The organism is Nostoc sp. KVJ3 (genome assembly GCF_026127265.1).
In the GTDB taxonomy this organism is placed as follows: Bacteria; Cyanobacteriota; Cyanobacteriia; order Cyanobacteriales; family Nostocaceae; genus Nostoc.
This window is the reverse complement of sequence record NZ_WWFG01000002.1, coordinates 2,706,652-2,720,737: the sequence shown is the minus strand read 5'-3', so window position 1 is coordinate 2,720,737 and position 14,086 is coordinate 2,706,652. Positions and strand designations below refer to the sequence as shown.

The window sequence follows — 14,086 nt, the reverse complement described above, 5'->3', positions numbered from 1 at the left end:
GTATTCTACCGTTTTCACTTAATGCTATAGTTTTTACCAAAAGTCTCCGTAGTAATTTGGGAGATGAGGAAGAAATTTAATTTATGTCTGATAACAAGACAGACACACCCAGAAATTCGTTTATAGTTCTAATTTTATTTATTGTATTGTTTATTATTTCATCCGTTATAGTCGGTTGCTTTGTCTGGCATATACCTCTAATAGATGAACGAGTAAAAAATGAAACGGAAGCGCTAAAAACTACTGCGACAATTTTCGGCGCAATTGCAGTGTTTATCAATGCTTACTATGCAGCCAAACGTGCGGAAGCTATGGATAAAAGTGCTGAGGCTGCCAATAAAAGTGCTGAAGCTGCTTTAAGAAATGCAGAAGCAGCACAAGACAAGCAAATCACAGAACGCTTTGCGAAGGCGATTGAACAGCTTGGGAATGAAAAGATTGAAGTGCGATTAGGTGCAATTTATACTCTAGAACGAATCGCCAAAGATTCCAAAGATGATCACTGGACAATCATGGAAGTCCTGACGGCTTTTGTGCGAGAGAATGCACCTTTGATGGATTTTTCCGAGAAAAATACAGGAAATTCAGACTCATTAATAATAGTCAATACTTGGAATTATCAAAAACCAAAGGAGATAGAGCAAGAACCAAAACTTCAGACGGATATTCAAGCAGCCCTTACCGTAATTGGACGGCGCAAGTCTGAGAATGACCCAGAAAATCAGAGACTAGATTTATGTAATATCGATATTAGAGGAGCAGACCTTAGGGAAGCCAAATTGCAAAAGGCAGACCTCAGGGAAGCCAACCTACAAGGGGCAGAACTCACCAAAGCCAATCTCCAAGGGGCAGATATCTTTGGTGCTAACCTGCAAGAGGCAAACCTCAGGCAAGCTAACCTTGAAGGAGCAAAACTAATTGGCATCAATCTGCGAAAGGCAAACCTTGAGTTCGCCAACCTGCAAGGAGCAGACCTTATACTAGCTAATCTGCAAGAGGTATTTCTCAGAGAGTCCAATCTGCAAGGAGCAAACCTTAGGCAAAGCAACTTGCGAGGGGCAAACCTTAATGGAAGCAATTTACGAGAGGTATTCCTTGAGAAAGCCAACCTAGAAGAAGTATTTCTCATGAGAGCCAATTTACGAGAGGCATTCTTTGAGAAAGCCAATTTACAAAAGGCATTTCTTATGGGAGCCAATCTTCAGGGAGCAGACCTCACGGAAGCCAACTTACAAGAGGCAATCATCAGGGAAGCTAACCTGCAAGGGGCAATACTCAGGGGAGTCAAAAACCTAGAACAACACCAGATTGAATTAGCAAAAGGCGATCGCACAACCATCCTACCGGAAAATCTTCAATTCCCCGAATGTTGGTAAGCTAAAGTTTCACCCTTAAATACTCAAACTTGAACCTTTTAACTCCAAAGATGGTGGTACACGCTACATTCATGCTATTTGTGTTCCCCAATTTAATAAACAGGGGAGCGTTGAAGGGTATGCGGCATTAATCAGTGACATTAGCGAACAGCTTGCGCGCACCATTTCGCCATATCGCCGGATTTAGTTCGATGCTATGAGTTAGGGGTAAATGCTTATGTTGTTAAGCCAGTGGATTACCATGATTTTGTCGATTCGATTAAGGGTGTTGGCCTGTTTTGGGCAGTGATTAATCAGCCTCCTGTTGGCGCTCTACCTCCAGCCCCTAATCCTCAACAGGAGAGCGACTAATGAATGTCCTCCGTTTCCTGCTTTTGGAAGATAGCGTGTTAGATACAGAGCTAGCGCAAGCGATGCTAACGGAACGAGGAATTGCTTACCGCGATTTCCAATTTAGTCAGATGTGCTTAGATGTTTGTTAAAAAGCTCTTCAACTTTATAAAGCAATACGCTTGGGTTAAGGATTTTTGGGAGAACCATAAAGCTGTAGAGACGCGAAATTGTACTTCTCTGCACTATCCGCTAGATGAGAATTTTAGTCTTATCTGAACCGTATTGCCTTAGTTCACAACATATTTGAAAAATAAATTCTTATGGATTTCATAGATGATTTCTATTAAGTAGATTCAAGTACCTATCAAGTACTTCCGTATTTGTACGCTATCAGATATTTACAGATACTCTTAAAATCAACCTAAATTTATTTCCGTAAGGAGTCAGATATGAAGACTTATGACATATCTTTCATAAAGACAAATGGAATCACGACTTTGTTAGTATTTATTTCAATTATATTTATTTTATCAGTAACTCTCATTTTCTCGTTATTTGAAAGTATTGAAGGATTTTCAACTCAAGAAAAAATAGAATATATTAATCAAGCATTAACAACTCTTGCCATCATCATTGGAGGATTGGCATTAATTACTAATGCTTACTATACTTCCAAACTTTCACTAGATGAGAATCAGAGTTTGTTAACGCAACTCCTAGCTGGGACACTAGCTTGGGATAAGAATATCGGAACTGGCATCAATAACACCCAAGCAACTCCAGAAGAAATTGCTCCCGAACGTTTTTGTAAAGCAATTGAACAACTGGGAAATGAAAAGATTGAAACGCGATTTGCCGCCATTTATGCTTTAGAACGAATTGCTAAGGATTCTCACAAAGACCATTGGACAATTATGGAAATTCTCGCTGCTTTTATCCGTGAGAATTCCCCGATGAATCATGAATATGAGAACAATTTACAAGAGTCATCAAAACTCCCTACAGATATTCAAACAGCCTTAACTGTTATTGGACGACGCGATTCATATAAAGATCCGGTAAATCAGAAACTGGATTTACGCAATACAGACCTCAGTAATGCAGACTTAACGGAAGCTAACCTCTCTAGGGCAATCCTCGTAGGAGCTAACTTACAATGGGTTAATTTCACACGAGCAAATCTCTCAGAGGCAGACTTATCAGTAACCGATCTTTGTGGATCAATCTTCTATGAAGCAAATCTCTCAAAGGCAATCCTTCCAGAAGCCAATTTGCAAGGAGTAGTCCTCAGAAAAGCAAACCTCTCAAAGGCAATTCTTTATGATGCCAACTTAGAAGGGGCAATCCTTTGTGATGCTAACTTGACAGAGGCAATTCTTTGTGATGCCAATCTAGAAGGAGCAATCCTTTGTGATGCCAACCTCTTTGAAATAAACTTAGAGGGTAGCAACCTCCAAGATGCAAACCTGATTGGCAGTAACCTGCAAAGAGCAAAACTTGCTGGAGCCAACTTAGAAGGTGTGTTACTCAGTACAGCTAATCTGCAAGACGCTAACTTCCAAGAAGCCAACCTTGCTAGGGCAAACTTGAGTGGATGTGAAAACCTAGAATTACAGCAGATTGAAGAGGCTATTGGCGATCGCACAACAATCCTACCGGAAAATTTGAACATCCCCCAACACTGGCGATAAAAGGGAATAGGGAATAGGGGATGGGGTTTCAAAAATTCGGCTATTAAGAGAAAATTAAGGTTTTTTAACCCGCCTCGGCGGGTTTTATTTTTGTAGATGCAGTTGATTACCTCCCTTTCAATTAAAGTTATTGGTAACAAATAGGTTAGTCAATTTAAAAGAAAATTTATAAAAATAAATTTTAGTGGTCAAATATATCATTAGAAATAATAAAACTATCAAAGTTAAAGAGACTTTTTATTAATTGTAATTTGTTTGTTTTTCATGACAAAAATCCTTTTGACTGAATTTACCTCTGATTGTTGGCACTGTTACAACCCTTGATTTTAAAACCGTCTACTATACCTGAGTACTTTCCAAAAATAGAACTAATTCATCAATAACATAAGTCTCTTAATGCTGGAGAGTGACTTACTGTTATCCTATTCACCTAAATTACAGTAGGTTAGTAAATTCTCAATAATTTCGGTTTTTTCTATGAACTCTGAATCGATAAATCAACAATAACTAACAAAGGAAGTAAAAGTTAGTAAAGAAGTAAGGAGAAAAAATTAATCTATTTATTTTTTTCTGCGCCACTAGTTAAGAGGTAATCTATGGTGCGAAACTCAAAGCTAGGGTATAGAACGTTCCCTAAGTTTATTCTGCGTCAATCCGTTGCTATAGGTATAATTGCATCTTTATTGGTTGGCGGAATAAGTTTTTATATATTAAAACGCTGGCAAAATTATGCAAATTCAGAGACACAAGTGCCAGCAACACAATTGCCACAGTTAAAAACTGTAACAGCTTTAGGGCGGATTGAACCACAGGGAAAGGTAATTAAACTCTCTGCTGCGGTATCTGCTGAAGGAAGTCGGGTAGAAAAGTTGTTAGTGAAGGAGGGGGATAGGGTAAAAGCAGGACAGGTAATTGCAATTTTAAATAGCTGCGATCGCTTGCAAGCAGAATTAGAAGAGGCACAGCAACAAGTGAAAGTCGCCCAGGCAAACCTAAATCGTACCCAAGCAGGGGCTAAACGCGGTGTAATTGCCGCCCAAAAAGCTGCGATCGCTCGTTTAGAAGCAGAAGGTCAAGGTAATACTAATGCCCAAGCAGCCACAATTGAGCGATTCCAAGCCGAAGTGCAAAACGCCCAAGTAGAAGACGAACGCTATCAGCAACTATATCAACAGGGTGCAATCTCCGCCTCCCAACGGGATAGTAAGCGTTTAAACTGGGAAACTGCCCAGAAAAATCTCCAAGAAGCGCAAGCACAGTTAAATCGTAGCCAATCAACTAGCCAACAGCAGGTAAAAGAAGCCACAGCAACCCTTGATGAAATTGCTGAAGTGCGAGGAGTGGATGTAGAAGCAGCCAAAGCAGAAGTCAATCGGGCTGTAGCAGCCATGAATTTAGCAAAAGTCAATCTCAAACAGGCCCAAGTGCGATCGCCCCAAAATGGCCAGGTATTTGAGATTCATACCCATCCTGGCGAATTGGTATCAAATGATGGCATTGCTGATATCGGACAAACCAGCCAGATGTATGTAATAGCCGAAGTCTACGAAAGCGACATCGGCAAAGTCCATTCCGGTCAGCAAGTGCGAGTATTTGGTGATTACCTCCCCATTGAATTGCAGGGAATCGTAGATCGCAAAAGCTTGCAAGTGCGACGGCAGAATGTAATTAACACAGATCCCGTCAGCAATATCGACAACAGAGTAGTAGAAGTCCATATCCGACTAGATGAAGCCTCCAGCCAAAAAGCTGCCACCTTAACCAATATGCAAGTTAAGGCAGTAATTGAATTGTGAATTGTGAATTGGGCATTGATTATTCTCCTTGTCCCCCTTGTCCCCCTCATCTCCCCACTTCTTATCATGGGATTGATCAAACAACTGCAACGACGAACCCCTTTAGGATGGCTGCAACTGAATCATGAAAAAAGCCGTCTTTTGGTGGCACTGTCAGGCATTGCCTTTGCGGATCTTCTCATGTTCATGCAGTTGGGCTTTCAAACTGCGCTGTATGACAGTAACACTAGACTACATCGCAGTTTGCAAGCAGACATTGTTTTAACCAGTCCTCAAGCCCGTAATTTGCCAAGCTTGTCTACATTTTCTCGGCGGCGACTTTACCAAGCAATGGATATCCCAGGGGTGAAGTCGGCCCAAGCAATGTATTTCAACAACACAATCTGGAAAAATCCCCAAACACACCGTGAAACAGGGGTGTTAGTTATCGGCTTCAACCCAGATCAGCCAGCCTTTGACTTACCAGATGTTAACCAGCAATTGCAGACAATTAAGCTACCAGATACCGTCTTGTTCGACCGTGGCGCAAGAGGAGATTATCAAAAAGCGATCGCTCAAATTGACCAAGGCAAAACCCTAACTACCGAAATCGAACGGCGCACAATTACCATTAGTGGCTTATTTCAAGTCGGGGCTTCCTTTGGTTCTGATGGCAATCTGATTACCAGCGATCAAAACTTTTTGCGGCTATTTGGGCGACAATCTAGCAGCGTCAGTCTAGGTTTAATTGTTCTTAAACCAGGGTATGACCCGAAAAAAGTAGCAGCAATGCTCAAAGCCTACCTGAGAGATGATGTCAAAGTCTTAACCCACGCCGAATTTATTGAATTTGAAAATAACTTCTGGAGAACAAATTCCCCAATTGGGTTTATTTTCAGCCTGGGTGTATCAATGGGCTTTGTGGTAGGCGTAATTATCGTCTATCAAGTTCTTTCTACCGATGTTAATGCCCACGTTCGAGAATATGCCACCTTCAAAGCAATGGGATATCGCAATTACTACCTGCTAGGTGTGGTGCTTGAAGAATCGTTGATATTGGCAGCATTGGGCTTCTTCCCCGGATTGGGAGTGTCCTTAGCACTTTACCAACTGACTCGCAGCGTCACAAATTTACCCATGTACATGACTGCGATTCGGGCATTGCAAGTATTAGTACTAACTATCATTATGTGTACAATTTCCGGTGCGATCGCCACGCGCAAACTCCAAGCCACTGACCCTGCTGATATGTTTTAAAAATGGGAATGCTCAATGCCCAATGCTCAAATATGCTTCCCGTCATCTCCATCCAGAATCTCGACCACCACTTTGGTGAAAGTTCACTTCGTAAGCAAGTATTATCTAACATCGACTTAGAGATTAACGTCGGTGAAATTATTATTATGACCGGGCCTTCTGGTTCTGGAAAGACTACCTTGCTGACCTTAGTAGGTGCATTGCGTTCTGTCCAATCGGGTAGTTTGCGAGTGTTAGGGCAAGAACTTTGTAGTGCTAGTCCTGAACAATTAGTGCAAGCGCGATGCCGTAACGGTTATATTTTCCAATCACATAACTTGCATGGTAGTTTAACAGCACTCCAAAACGTCAAAATGGCTTTGGAATTGCACAAACATCTTGGGTTAAAAAAGATGCTAGCGAGGTCAGTCCAGATGCTAGAACAGGTAGGATTAGGAAATCATTTGCATTACTATCCTGATAAACTGTCTGGGGGACAAAAACAAAGAGTAGCGATCGCTCGCGCCTTAGTAAGTCATCCTCAAATAATCCTGGCCGATGAACCCACCGCCGCCCTTGACAGCCAATCGGGACGAGATGTAGTCAATCTCATGCAAAAACTGGCAAAAGAACAAAGCTGTACTATCTTGATGGTTACTCACGATAACCGCATCCTAGACATTGCCGATCGCATCGTTGAGATGGAAGATGGTAAGCTCAAATCACAATTGACATTGACGCAACGCCACAAGGTTATTTGACATCTGGGCTTTAGCTTTAACTCGATACCAATGGCATCTTGTCCGCCTTAGCAAAAAGTGGTTGAGTATTTTTTAATTGGAAGTCCTTTAGAGTGTTCCAAAAAATAAATGATCCAAAACCCGTCATTGCGAGCGAAGCGAAGCAATCACAGCCCTTGGGATTGCTTCGCTTCGCTCGCAATGACAATTGGGCATTTTTTTACTTGGAGTACTCTTATAGCAATTCTTGATGAAAATAAGGCTTAGTCAGACTTTGGGTAAAATCCTCTTATTCGGTATTAAGTAACCATGCAGAATTAATTACAGTCATTGCAAGCGAAGCGAACGCGAACAGCGTCTCCAAGAGTTGCAATCCTAGCCCCCGCGTTCGCGAAGCGTGTCCGAAGGACTTATGCTTCATTTCGCTATCTCTACGAGACGCTACCGCGTTAAGCGAAGCTATGCCGAAGGCTTTACGCTCCATTCGCAATGACATTGTGTAATTAATTTTGTTTAACTACTTATTCAAAAACTATATCTTCGTAAAGTGCTGCCATTGTTTCCTCAAAATCCACGCTGTTGAGTCGAAATGATTGATGTTCTGCTGTGTAAGATTGCAAAACCCAGAACCCTTGTTCATTGCGTCGAAAACACTCGACTCGCTGACGTTTAGTATTAATTAATATATACTCTTGCAGACTTTCCAGTGTTTGATAATCGGCGAATTTGTCACCGCGGTCAAAGGCTTCTGTAGAATTAGATAAAACTTCGACAATTAAACAGGGAAATCTTTTATAACCTGGCGTTTCTCGATCTCGTTGATCGCAAGTAACCATCACATCGGGATAATAAAAGCGATTCAGAGATTCAATTTGGGCTTTCATGTCAGTGATGTAAACACGGCAACCAGAGCCGCGCACATGATTACGGAGGAGAGCGGCAAGGTTAAGAGCAATTGTGACGTGTGCTTCAAGCGCTTCAGCCATTGCGTAGATGTAACCGTCTATATATTCATGCTTGATATTGCTCTGTTCCTCCATTTGGAGGTATTCTTCAACAGTCATGGCCATAAGGTTTATTCTGAGCGATTATGTTGACCAAGCAGTTGCTCAGGCAATTTATGACAAGCTCGAAGATGATACATTTACAGGTAGGATTCCTGTTTGCAAAGGAGTGATAGCCTTTGCATCAACTTTGCGCGAGTGTGAAGATGAATTACGCCCAACGCTGGAAGACTGGATTTTGCTTGGGTTAAAGCTGGGATATTCTCTACCAGTAATTGATAATATTGACCTCAACAAGGAGCCGACTCTTGAGCCGATGGATACTTTGTAAGTATCGAGATTTTGTGAAAAATTGCTCATGATTCTACAATTTAAGTCGAGCGATCGCTATAGTAAAATGTAGTCATGTTGATTAAAATATTGTCTTCCATGTTATGAATATATCTTTAACTCCAGAACTAGAGCAGTTTATCCAATCAACAGTCAAGGAAGGTAGATATTCATCTGCTTCTGAAGTAGTTTGCGCTGCCTTGCAATTGCTAGAGGAATGGGAGACGAAACGTTTAGTGCGATTAGAAGAACTCCGCAAAGAAATTGCTATTGGAATTGAACAATCAGATCGCGGTGATGTTTTTGATGGGGAAGAAGTATTAAGAGAATTACGAGAAGAAATTCAACAAGCACAGCAGAGTTAAGGATGAGCAGATATATTTTGAGTGCTGCTGCCAAGCAAGACTTAAAAGATATAAAAAACTATATAAGTCGGTTGAATTTAGGTGCAGCTAGTCGTTTTCTTGATGCTTTTGAAGAAAAGTGTCTTTTATTAGCAGATTTTCCTGAACTTGGGCGTAGCCGTGAGGAACTAGCACCCAATTTACGTAGTTTGCCAGTGGATAATCAAGTCATTTTTTACAGACCAGTTAAAAATGGTATCCAAGTGGAGAGGGTTTTGAGTGGATATCGAGATTTTGAAGATATTTTTCACGAGAATCAGGATATCTAAGCGATCGCAATTATATTCATCTCTCAATTCTCACAGGCCATCGTACCTCATTTTACACTCTGAACAAGAGCGATCGCCTTCACAACACCATCATTCCACCTCAGAACACGAAACGTCGAACTTGAAACTAAAACATTTTCACTTGGAATAGAAATGTTCTCACTTAAAACAGGAACATTCTCACTTGAAGCCAAAACGTTCTCACTTAAAACAGGAACGTTCTCGTTTGGAACAGAAAACTCCGAGTTTAGAACAGGAAACTCCGAGTTTAGGCGATCGCAAATCTAACTTTTAACATGGTACGCTTTGCACAAAACTTGCCTATTCTTGATTTGAGGCGATGCGATCGCGCAAATCTGCTAAATTTTGACGCACAGTAACAGTATTAGGATGATTTGCGCCTAACCGTCGCTCACAAATATCCAAAGCTTGGATGTAAAGGGGTTCGGCTTCGCTGTATTTGCCTTGGGATTTGTAGAGTAACGCCAGGTTGTTGAGGCTTTGGGCGACATCTGGATGTTCTTCTCCCAGCAGCTTGCGCCTGAGTGCTAAAGCTTGGATGTAAAGGGGTTCAGCTTCGCTGTATCTGCCTTGGGATTTATAGAGTAACGCTAGGTTGTTGAGGCTAGTGGCGACAGATGGATGTTCTTCTCCCAACAGCTTGCGCCAGAGTGCTAAAGCTTGGATGTAAAGGGGTTCGGCTTCGCTGTATCTCCCTTGGGAGTTGTAGAGATACGCTAGGTTGTTGAGGCTAGAGGCGACATCTGGATGTTCTTCTCCCAGCAGCTTGCGACAGAGTGCTAAAGCTTGGATGTAAAGGGGTTCGGCTTCGCTGTATCTCCCTTGGGAACCGTAGAGTAACGCTAGGTTGTTGAGGCTTTGGGCGACAGATGGATGTTCTTCTCCCAACAGCTTGCGCCAGAGTGCTAAAGCTTGGATGTAAAGGGGTTCGGCTTCGCTGTATCTCCCTTGGGAGTTGTAGAGATACGCTAGGTTGTTGAGGCTTTGTCCGACATCTGGATGTTCTTCTCCTAGCAGCTTGCGCCTGAGTGCTAAAGCTTGGATTAAAAGGGGTTCGGCTTCGCTGTATCTCCCTTGGGAACCGTAGAGATGCGCTAGGTTGTTGAGGCTAGAGGCGACAGATGGATGTTCTTCTTCCAGCAGCTTGCGCCTGAGTGCTAAAGCTTGGATGTAAAGGGGTTCGGCTTCGCTGTATCTGCCTTGGGAGTTGTAGAGTCCCGCTAGGTTGTTGAGGCTAGTGGCGACAAATCGATGTTCATCACCCAGTAGTTGACGCGCGAGTGCCAAAGCTTGGATGTAAAGGGGTTCAGCTTCGCTGTATTTGCCTTGGGAGTAGTAGAGTAACGCTAGGTTATTGAGGCTTTGTCCGACATCTTGATGTTCTTCACCCAGCAGCTTGCGCCTGAGTGCTAAAGCTTGGATGTAAAGGGGTTCGGCTTCGCTGTATCTGCCTTGGGAGTCGTAGAGTCCCGCTAGGTTGTTGAGGCTAGTGGCGACAGATGGATGTTCTTCTCCCAAGCGTTCTTTGATAACTTTTAGACAATCCTGATACCAAGGTAAAGCTTTATCATAAAACCCTTGACCACTGTAAAAACGAGCGTTACCAACGAAAGGATAAAGTAAATTATTATTGCTGATGTATTGAATGAGATTCTTTGCTATTTCAGCTATATGAGATATGGCGGGGGAAACAGCAGTGATTTGCTTAAGGGTAGGGTCTTCAGGAATATCTTTAGCAACTGCTACCATTACCCGACAAAGCGATCGCTTAAATTCCTCTACCTTATCTAAACCTGTACACTTGTATTGGAAAAACTCGCGCAGCAGTGGATGTAATTGATAAACTCCCTCACCTTTGCGCTGGAGTAAATGCAAATTCAGCAAGCTATCGTCTCTAATTTCCTCTAAATCTTCGGCATCTTCATCTGGTAAACACTGTTCCACCAACTTCCAATGTATAGGTGCGGCAGCAAATAAACTCAATAAACAACCCAATTGCTTATCATTGTCCTCTAATTCTTGCCAACTCAACTCAAAGGCGGCTAACACACCTCGTTGTGCTGTCATGTCAGCTTCCGACTTAGATTTAGAGAGGGAACGCTCATCTAATCGCTTGTTCTCCAACCGCCGCAACATTTCTGCTAGGGATAAATCCTGTTTCCGCGCCAGATAGCGCCCTACTAATTCCACACCCAAAGGTAAATATCCCAGCCATTCACACAACTGATTTGCTAAAGCTAATTCTTTTTCAATTCGCCCCGGTGTCTCTTTGAGTAAAGACTTTAATAACTCCAGCGCCGCCTCTGGTTGCAGCACATCTAAAGATAACTGTGCCATGCGTCCCAACTTCTGGCGCGTAGTCATCAGCACTTTAAACCGAGAAGATGACGACGGTAGATAAGGCTTGACTTCCTCATAGTCGCTGACATCATCCAGCACTAGCAGCACATCACCCTCACGCCAACGCCGCCAACAATATTGCACTTGGGCGAGTAAATCAAAATCTTCTGGCGGCTTTAAATCAAGCTGCGTTCTGGCAAACTGCACAACTTGAATGCCCACATCCCCATTTTTTGCTAGCAACCAGCAAAGCCCACCGTTATATGTTTCGCGGCGTTTGATGGCATATTGTAAGGCGAGTTCTGTTTTACCAACTCCACCCATACCAGCGATCGCAGCAATGGCTACTTGTTTATTATCCTGCAAAAGTTGGTGCAGTTTTTGCAATTCTTCCTCACGCCCAACAAATTCCACTACCCCACTCAGAGGTAAATTTTGCGGTGTTCCAGTCGGGGGATTTAACTTTACCCGTTCCCCTTCGGACGACTTTAGTCAGAAATTAAAAGTTTGATTGCGGTTGTCATTAGCAACATTCCCGACATTCCCGCCATAATTTTTATCGACTGTGTTCGTAAAATTCTGAATAATAGAGGGTTGAGATTTAACAGTATCCGCTATAGCTTCCACAGCTTGAGCAATTTCAGGGTCTTTTTTTGCTGCTTCTTCTACCTGCTCAACCAGAGAAGCTTGTCCATAATTTAGCGGTTGTGTTTGAGCCAGTTCTATAGCACTCGCCGTCTTAGGTGCTTTGCGCTTCAGCAGTAAAAATAATTTACCACTTTGCTCTAAAACGTTTTCGCCCAAGATTTCACCAGTTTTTTCAAAGGCTTTGGTGATTACCAAAGTTGCGATCGCAGCGGCTGTCAGTGATACTGGCTCCATAACTCTGCCAAAATATACGAGATTACCCTTATGCTTCTCAGTCTACAGTCTCTCAATAATTCATGGAGAGCAAATAATAATTTGTAAACTTATTTCCTGCTTTTCTTGGCGGCTTGGCGATTCAATAAGTATTAATGCAAAATTAAATATACATCTGTTATTGCGAATGAAGCAATCCCAAGGTCTTGGGATTGCAACTCTTAGAGACGCTGCGCGAACGCTACATTTCATTCCGCTCGCAATGACATAAATCTTTTTGCATACGTACTTAACGTGTCGCGGAAGTCCCCACCTTCAATGTACTCATAAGGTGGGGATAGGGAGCGGGGGATAAGGATTGCATCTGATATTTGTTTTTGCTCTTGCAAAAACAAATATCAGATGTATGACGAATCGCCAGAATTTTCTGATAGAATTATTTGGTCTTGACCATCAATGCCATAAGCGAAAACCAAGCTAATAGGTATATGTTGCAAGAAAAAGATTTGGGTCTTGGGAACCAGGACTCCTGCCCTTGGAGGGAATGTCAGACCAATAGAACTATGGAGTTTTTGAGGCAGTTCCCGATGAATTGGGAAGCTCCGTCCGTCTTACGGCGGAGTAGTTCACTCCTTACAACTCAAACAGAATTGACATCTCAAAAATTAAGGGACGACTCCAACAAGTGAAATCGTCCCTTATACCATTTATTTGTGAAGCTGCATATAATTCACCCCCCGGCTATCGCCGTCCCCCCAAGGCATCGGCTACGGTGTATACACAAGTCTGAAATAGCTGATTAACCGAGGCTTTACCCCACCCTAACCCTCCCCTTATAAAGGGGAGGGAACTAGATTTCTTGTTTCCCCCCAATATATCGGGGGGATTAAGGGGGGTGATTCGACTTGTGTGTACACCATAGCTTGCCAAGGGGGGACTACAGGGGGGTATTATTATGTGCATCTTCATACAGAATTGGTATTAAACTTAAATTTATAAAACCGAAATATTCTCTATCTACTTACTCTAGAAGGTTCAACCCACTCATCCCAAGAGCTATCGTAGCCATCATAAGTAATTTTATAAAGATCGTTATTAACTTCTAAAACCTGCCCTTTATACCATTTCCCTTTCCACAAAATTCTCACTGCATCTCCAACTCCAAATGATGCCCGAAAGCGTTCAGTGCCAACCCATTCATTCCAGGAACTACTATAACCTTCATAAGTAATATAGCAATTATCATTCTTAACCTTAAGTACCGTTGCTGGATACCATTTTTCCTTCCAAAGAACCTCAGCCTTTTGTCCTACAGAACAGGGTGAGGCAGCTAAAGCACCGGGAATTAATGTTCCTACCCAAGTTGTCAGAAATATAGCACCAAACAATACTTTATTTTTCATGATTCTTTCTATCCTCAAATAGTAAAACGGAACTTTGATGATGATTTATGGAAATCTAATTCAAAACTTCCAACTAACTGTTACTATTGTTATAGAGTTGAATTAGCGATCGCCTCAGCAAAAATTAGGACTTTTCATGCGCTATTTGTGAAGATATCGTATTTAAAATAAACAAAAATCTTAGATCCCCGACTTCTTAAACAAGTCGGGGATCTAACTGTTCGTAGTTATACTGAAACTGGACTTCAGCGTTTATTATTGATATTTTTAAATTAAGTAAGTCGGTATAAATAGACCTTACCA

The 14,086-nt window shown here is 42.1% G+C and carries 13 protein-coding genes; 9 read left to right on the top strand and 4 right to left on the bottom strand.

Features of this window, described 5'->3' with window-relative positions:
* Positions 1 to 83 precede the first annotated feature (83 nt).
* The 6 genes from GTQ43_RS27610 to GTQ43_RS27585 all read left to right on the top strand — a co-directional run bounded on the left by GTQ43_RS27610 (position 84) and on the right by GTQ43_RS27585 (position 7,172).
* On the top strand, positions 84 to 1,376 hold the full coding sequence (locus GTQ43_RS27610) for a pentapeptide repeat-containing protein (RefSeq protein WP_265275865.1): 1,293 nt from the start codon (positions 84 to 86) through the stop codon (positions 1,374 to 1,376).
* Between the two features lie 350 nt (positions 1,377 to 1,726).
* Positions 1,727 to 1,858, top strand: a complete 132-nt coding sequence (locus tag GTQ43_RS27605) for a hypothetical protein (protein WP_265275864.1) — start codon at positions 1,727 to 1,729, stop codon at positions 1,856 to 1,858.
* Positions 1,859 to 2,158: 300 nt separating this feature from the next.
* Positions 2,159 to 3,400: a pentapeptide repeat-containing protein gene (locus GTQ43_RS27600; protein WP_265275863.1), complete on the top strand. Its 1,242-nt coding sequence runs from the start codon at positions 2,159 to 2,161 to the stop codon at positions 3,398 to 3,400.
* A gap of 599 nt (positions 3,401 to 3,999) precedes the next feature.
* A complete protein-coding gene (locus GTQ43_RS27595; RefSeq protein WP_414859157.1) occupies positions 4,000 to 5,196 on the top strand; it encodes an ABC exporter membrane fusion protein in 1,197 nt (398 codons plus the stop codon).
* Positions 5,197 to 5,262: 66 nt separating this feature from the next.
* Positions 5,263 to 6,432, top strand: coding sequence for an ABC transporter permease DevC (devC, locus tag GTQ43_RS27590; RefSeq protein ID WP_265275861.1), 1,170 nt, complete (start codon positions 5,263 to 5,265; stop codon positions 6,430 to 6,432).
* A gap of 32 nt (positions 6,433 to 6,464) precedes the next feature.
* Positions 6,465 to 7,172 carry a DevA family ABC transporter ATP-binding protein gene (locus GTQ43_RS27585; protein WP_265276565.1) on the top strand — a complete coding sequence of 236 codons (708 nt, stop codon included), beginning with the start codon at positions 6,465 to 6,467 and terminating at the stop codon, positions 7,170 to 7,172.
* 500 nt (positions 7,173 to 7,672) lie between these two features.
* Here GTQ43_RS27585 and GTQ43_RS27580 read toward each other — a convergent pair whose 3' ends face one another.
* Positions 7,673 to 8,221 (bottom strand): Uma2 family endonuclease, encoded by a 549-nt coding sequence (locus tag GTQ43_RS27580; RefSeq protein ID WP_265275860.1) that lies wholly within the window; start codon positions 8,219 to 8,221, stop codon positions 7,673 to 7,675.
* Between GTQ43_RS27580 and GTQ43_RS27575 the strand changes: the two genes are divergently transcribed.
* From GTQ43_RS27575 to GTQ43_RS27565, 3 genes are all read left to right on the top strand, one after another.
* The gene (locus GTQ43_RS27575) at positions 8,214 to 8,486 is read left to right on the top strand and encodes a type II toxin-antitoxin system HicB family antitoxin (protein WP_265275859.1); all 273 of its coding nucleotides are present in this window, start codon (positions 8,214 to 8,216) and stop codon (positions 8,484 to 8,486) included. The two genes, GTQ43_RS27580 and GTQ43_RS27575, sit on opposite strands and share 8 nt — an antisense overlap.
* Positions 8,487 to 8,589: 103 nt before the next feature.
* Positions 8,590 to 8,850 carry a type II toxin-antitoxin system ParD family antitoxin gene (locus GTQ43_RS27570; RefSeq protein ID WP_265275858.1) on the top strand — a complete coding sequence of 87 codons (261 nt, stop codon included), beginning with the start codon at positions 8,590 to 8,592 and terminating at the stop codon, positions 8,848 to 8,850.
* A gap of 2 nt (positions 8,851 to 8,852) precedes the next feature.
* Positions 8,853 to 9,158 carry a type II toxin-antitoxin system RelE/ParE family toxin gene (locus tag GTQ43_RS27565; protein ID WP_265275857.1) on the top strand — a complete coding sequence of 102 codons (306 nt, stop codon included), beginning with the start codon at positions 8,853 to 8,855 and terminating at the stop codon, positions 9,156 to 9,158.
* Positions 9,159 to 9,479: 321 nt separating this feature from the next.
* Here the strand turns inward: GTQ43_RS27565 and GTQ43_RS27560 are convergent, their stop codons facing one another.
* From GTQ43_RS27560 to GTQ43_RS27550, 3 genes are all read right to left on the bottom strand, one after another.
* The gene (locus GTQ43_RS27560) at positions 9,480 to 11,933 is read right to left on the bottom strand and encodes a tetratricopeptide repeat protein (RefSeq protein ID WP_265275856.1); all 2,454 of its coding nucleotides are present in this window, start codon (positions 11,931 to 11,933) and stop codon (positions 9,480 to 9,482) included.
* Positions 11,934 to 12,011: 78 nt separating this feature from the next.
* Positions 12,012 to 12,401, bottom strand: a complete 390-nt coding sequence (locus GTQ43_RS27555) for a hypothetical protein (RefSeq protein WP_265275855.1) — start codon at positions 12,399 to 12,401, stop codon at positions 12,012 to 12,014.
* 992 nt (positions 12,402 to 13,393) lie between these two features.
* Positions 13,394 to 13,783 carry an agenet domain-containing protein gene (locus GTQ43_RS27550; RefSeq protein ID WP_265275854.1) on the bottom strand — a complete coding sequence of 130 codons (390 nt, stop codon included), beginning with the start codon at positions 13,781 to 13,783 and terminating at the stop codon, positions 13,394 to 13,396.
* Between the last annotated feature and the right edge of the window lie 303 nt (positions 13,784 to 14,086).

What these genes read in the sequence shown, in the direction of transcription:
- GTQ43_RS27565 (WP_265275857.1), top strand. Translation starts at nt 8,853, where the DNA reads ATGAGCAGATATATTTTGAGTGCTGCTGCCAAGCAAGACTTAAAAGAT.
- GTQ43_RS27580 (WP_265275860.1), bottom strand. Translation starts at nt 8,221, where the DNA reads ATGGCCATGACTGTTGAAGAATACCTCCAAATGGAGGAACAGAGCAAT.
- GTQ43_RS27550 (WP_265275854.1), bottom strand. Translation starts at nt 13,783, where the DNA reads ATGAAAAATAAAGTATTGTTTGGTGCTATATTTCTGACAACTTGGGTA.
- GTQ43_RS27570 (WP_265275858.1), top strand. Translation starts at nt 8,590, where the DNA reads ATGAATATATCTTTAACTCCAGAACTAGAGCAGTTTATCCAATCAACA.
- GTQ43_RS27610 (WP_265275865.1), top strand. Translation starts at nt 84, where the DNA reads ATGTCTGATAACAAGACAGACACACCCAGAAATTCGTTTATAGTTCTA.
- GTQ43_RS27600 (WP_265275863.1), top strand. Translation starts at nt 2,159, where the DNA reads ATGAAGACTTATGACATATCTTTCATAAAGACAAATGGAATCACGACT.
- devC (WP_265275861.1), top strand. Translation starts at nt 5,263, where the DNA reads ATGGGATTGATCAAACAACTGCAACGACGAACCCCTTTAGGATGGCTG.
- GTQ43_RS27585 (WP_265276565.1), top strand. Translation starts at nt 6,465, where the DNA reads ATGCTTCCCGTCATCTCCATCCAGAATCTCGACCACCACTTTGGTGAA.
- GTQ43_RS27555 (WP_265275855.1), bottom strand. Translation starts at nt 12,401, where the DNA reads ATGGAGCCAGTATCACTGACAGCCGCTGCGATCGCAACTTTGGTAATC.
- GTQ43_RS27605 (WP_265275864.1), top strand. Translation starts at nt 1,727, where the DNA reads ATGAATGTCCTCCGTTTCCTGCTTTTGGAAGATAGCGTGTTAGATACA.
- GTQ43_RS27575 (WP_265275859.1), top strand. Translation starts at nt 8,214, where the DNA reads ATGGCCATAAGGTTTATTCTGAGCGATTATGTTGACCAAGCAGTTGCT.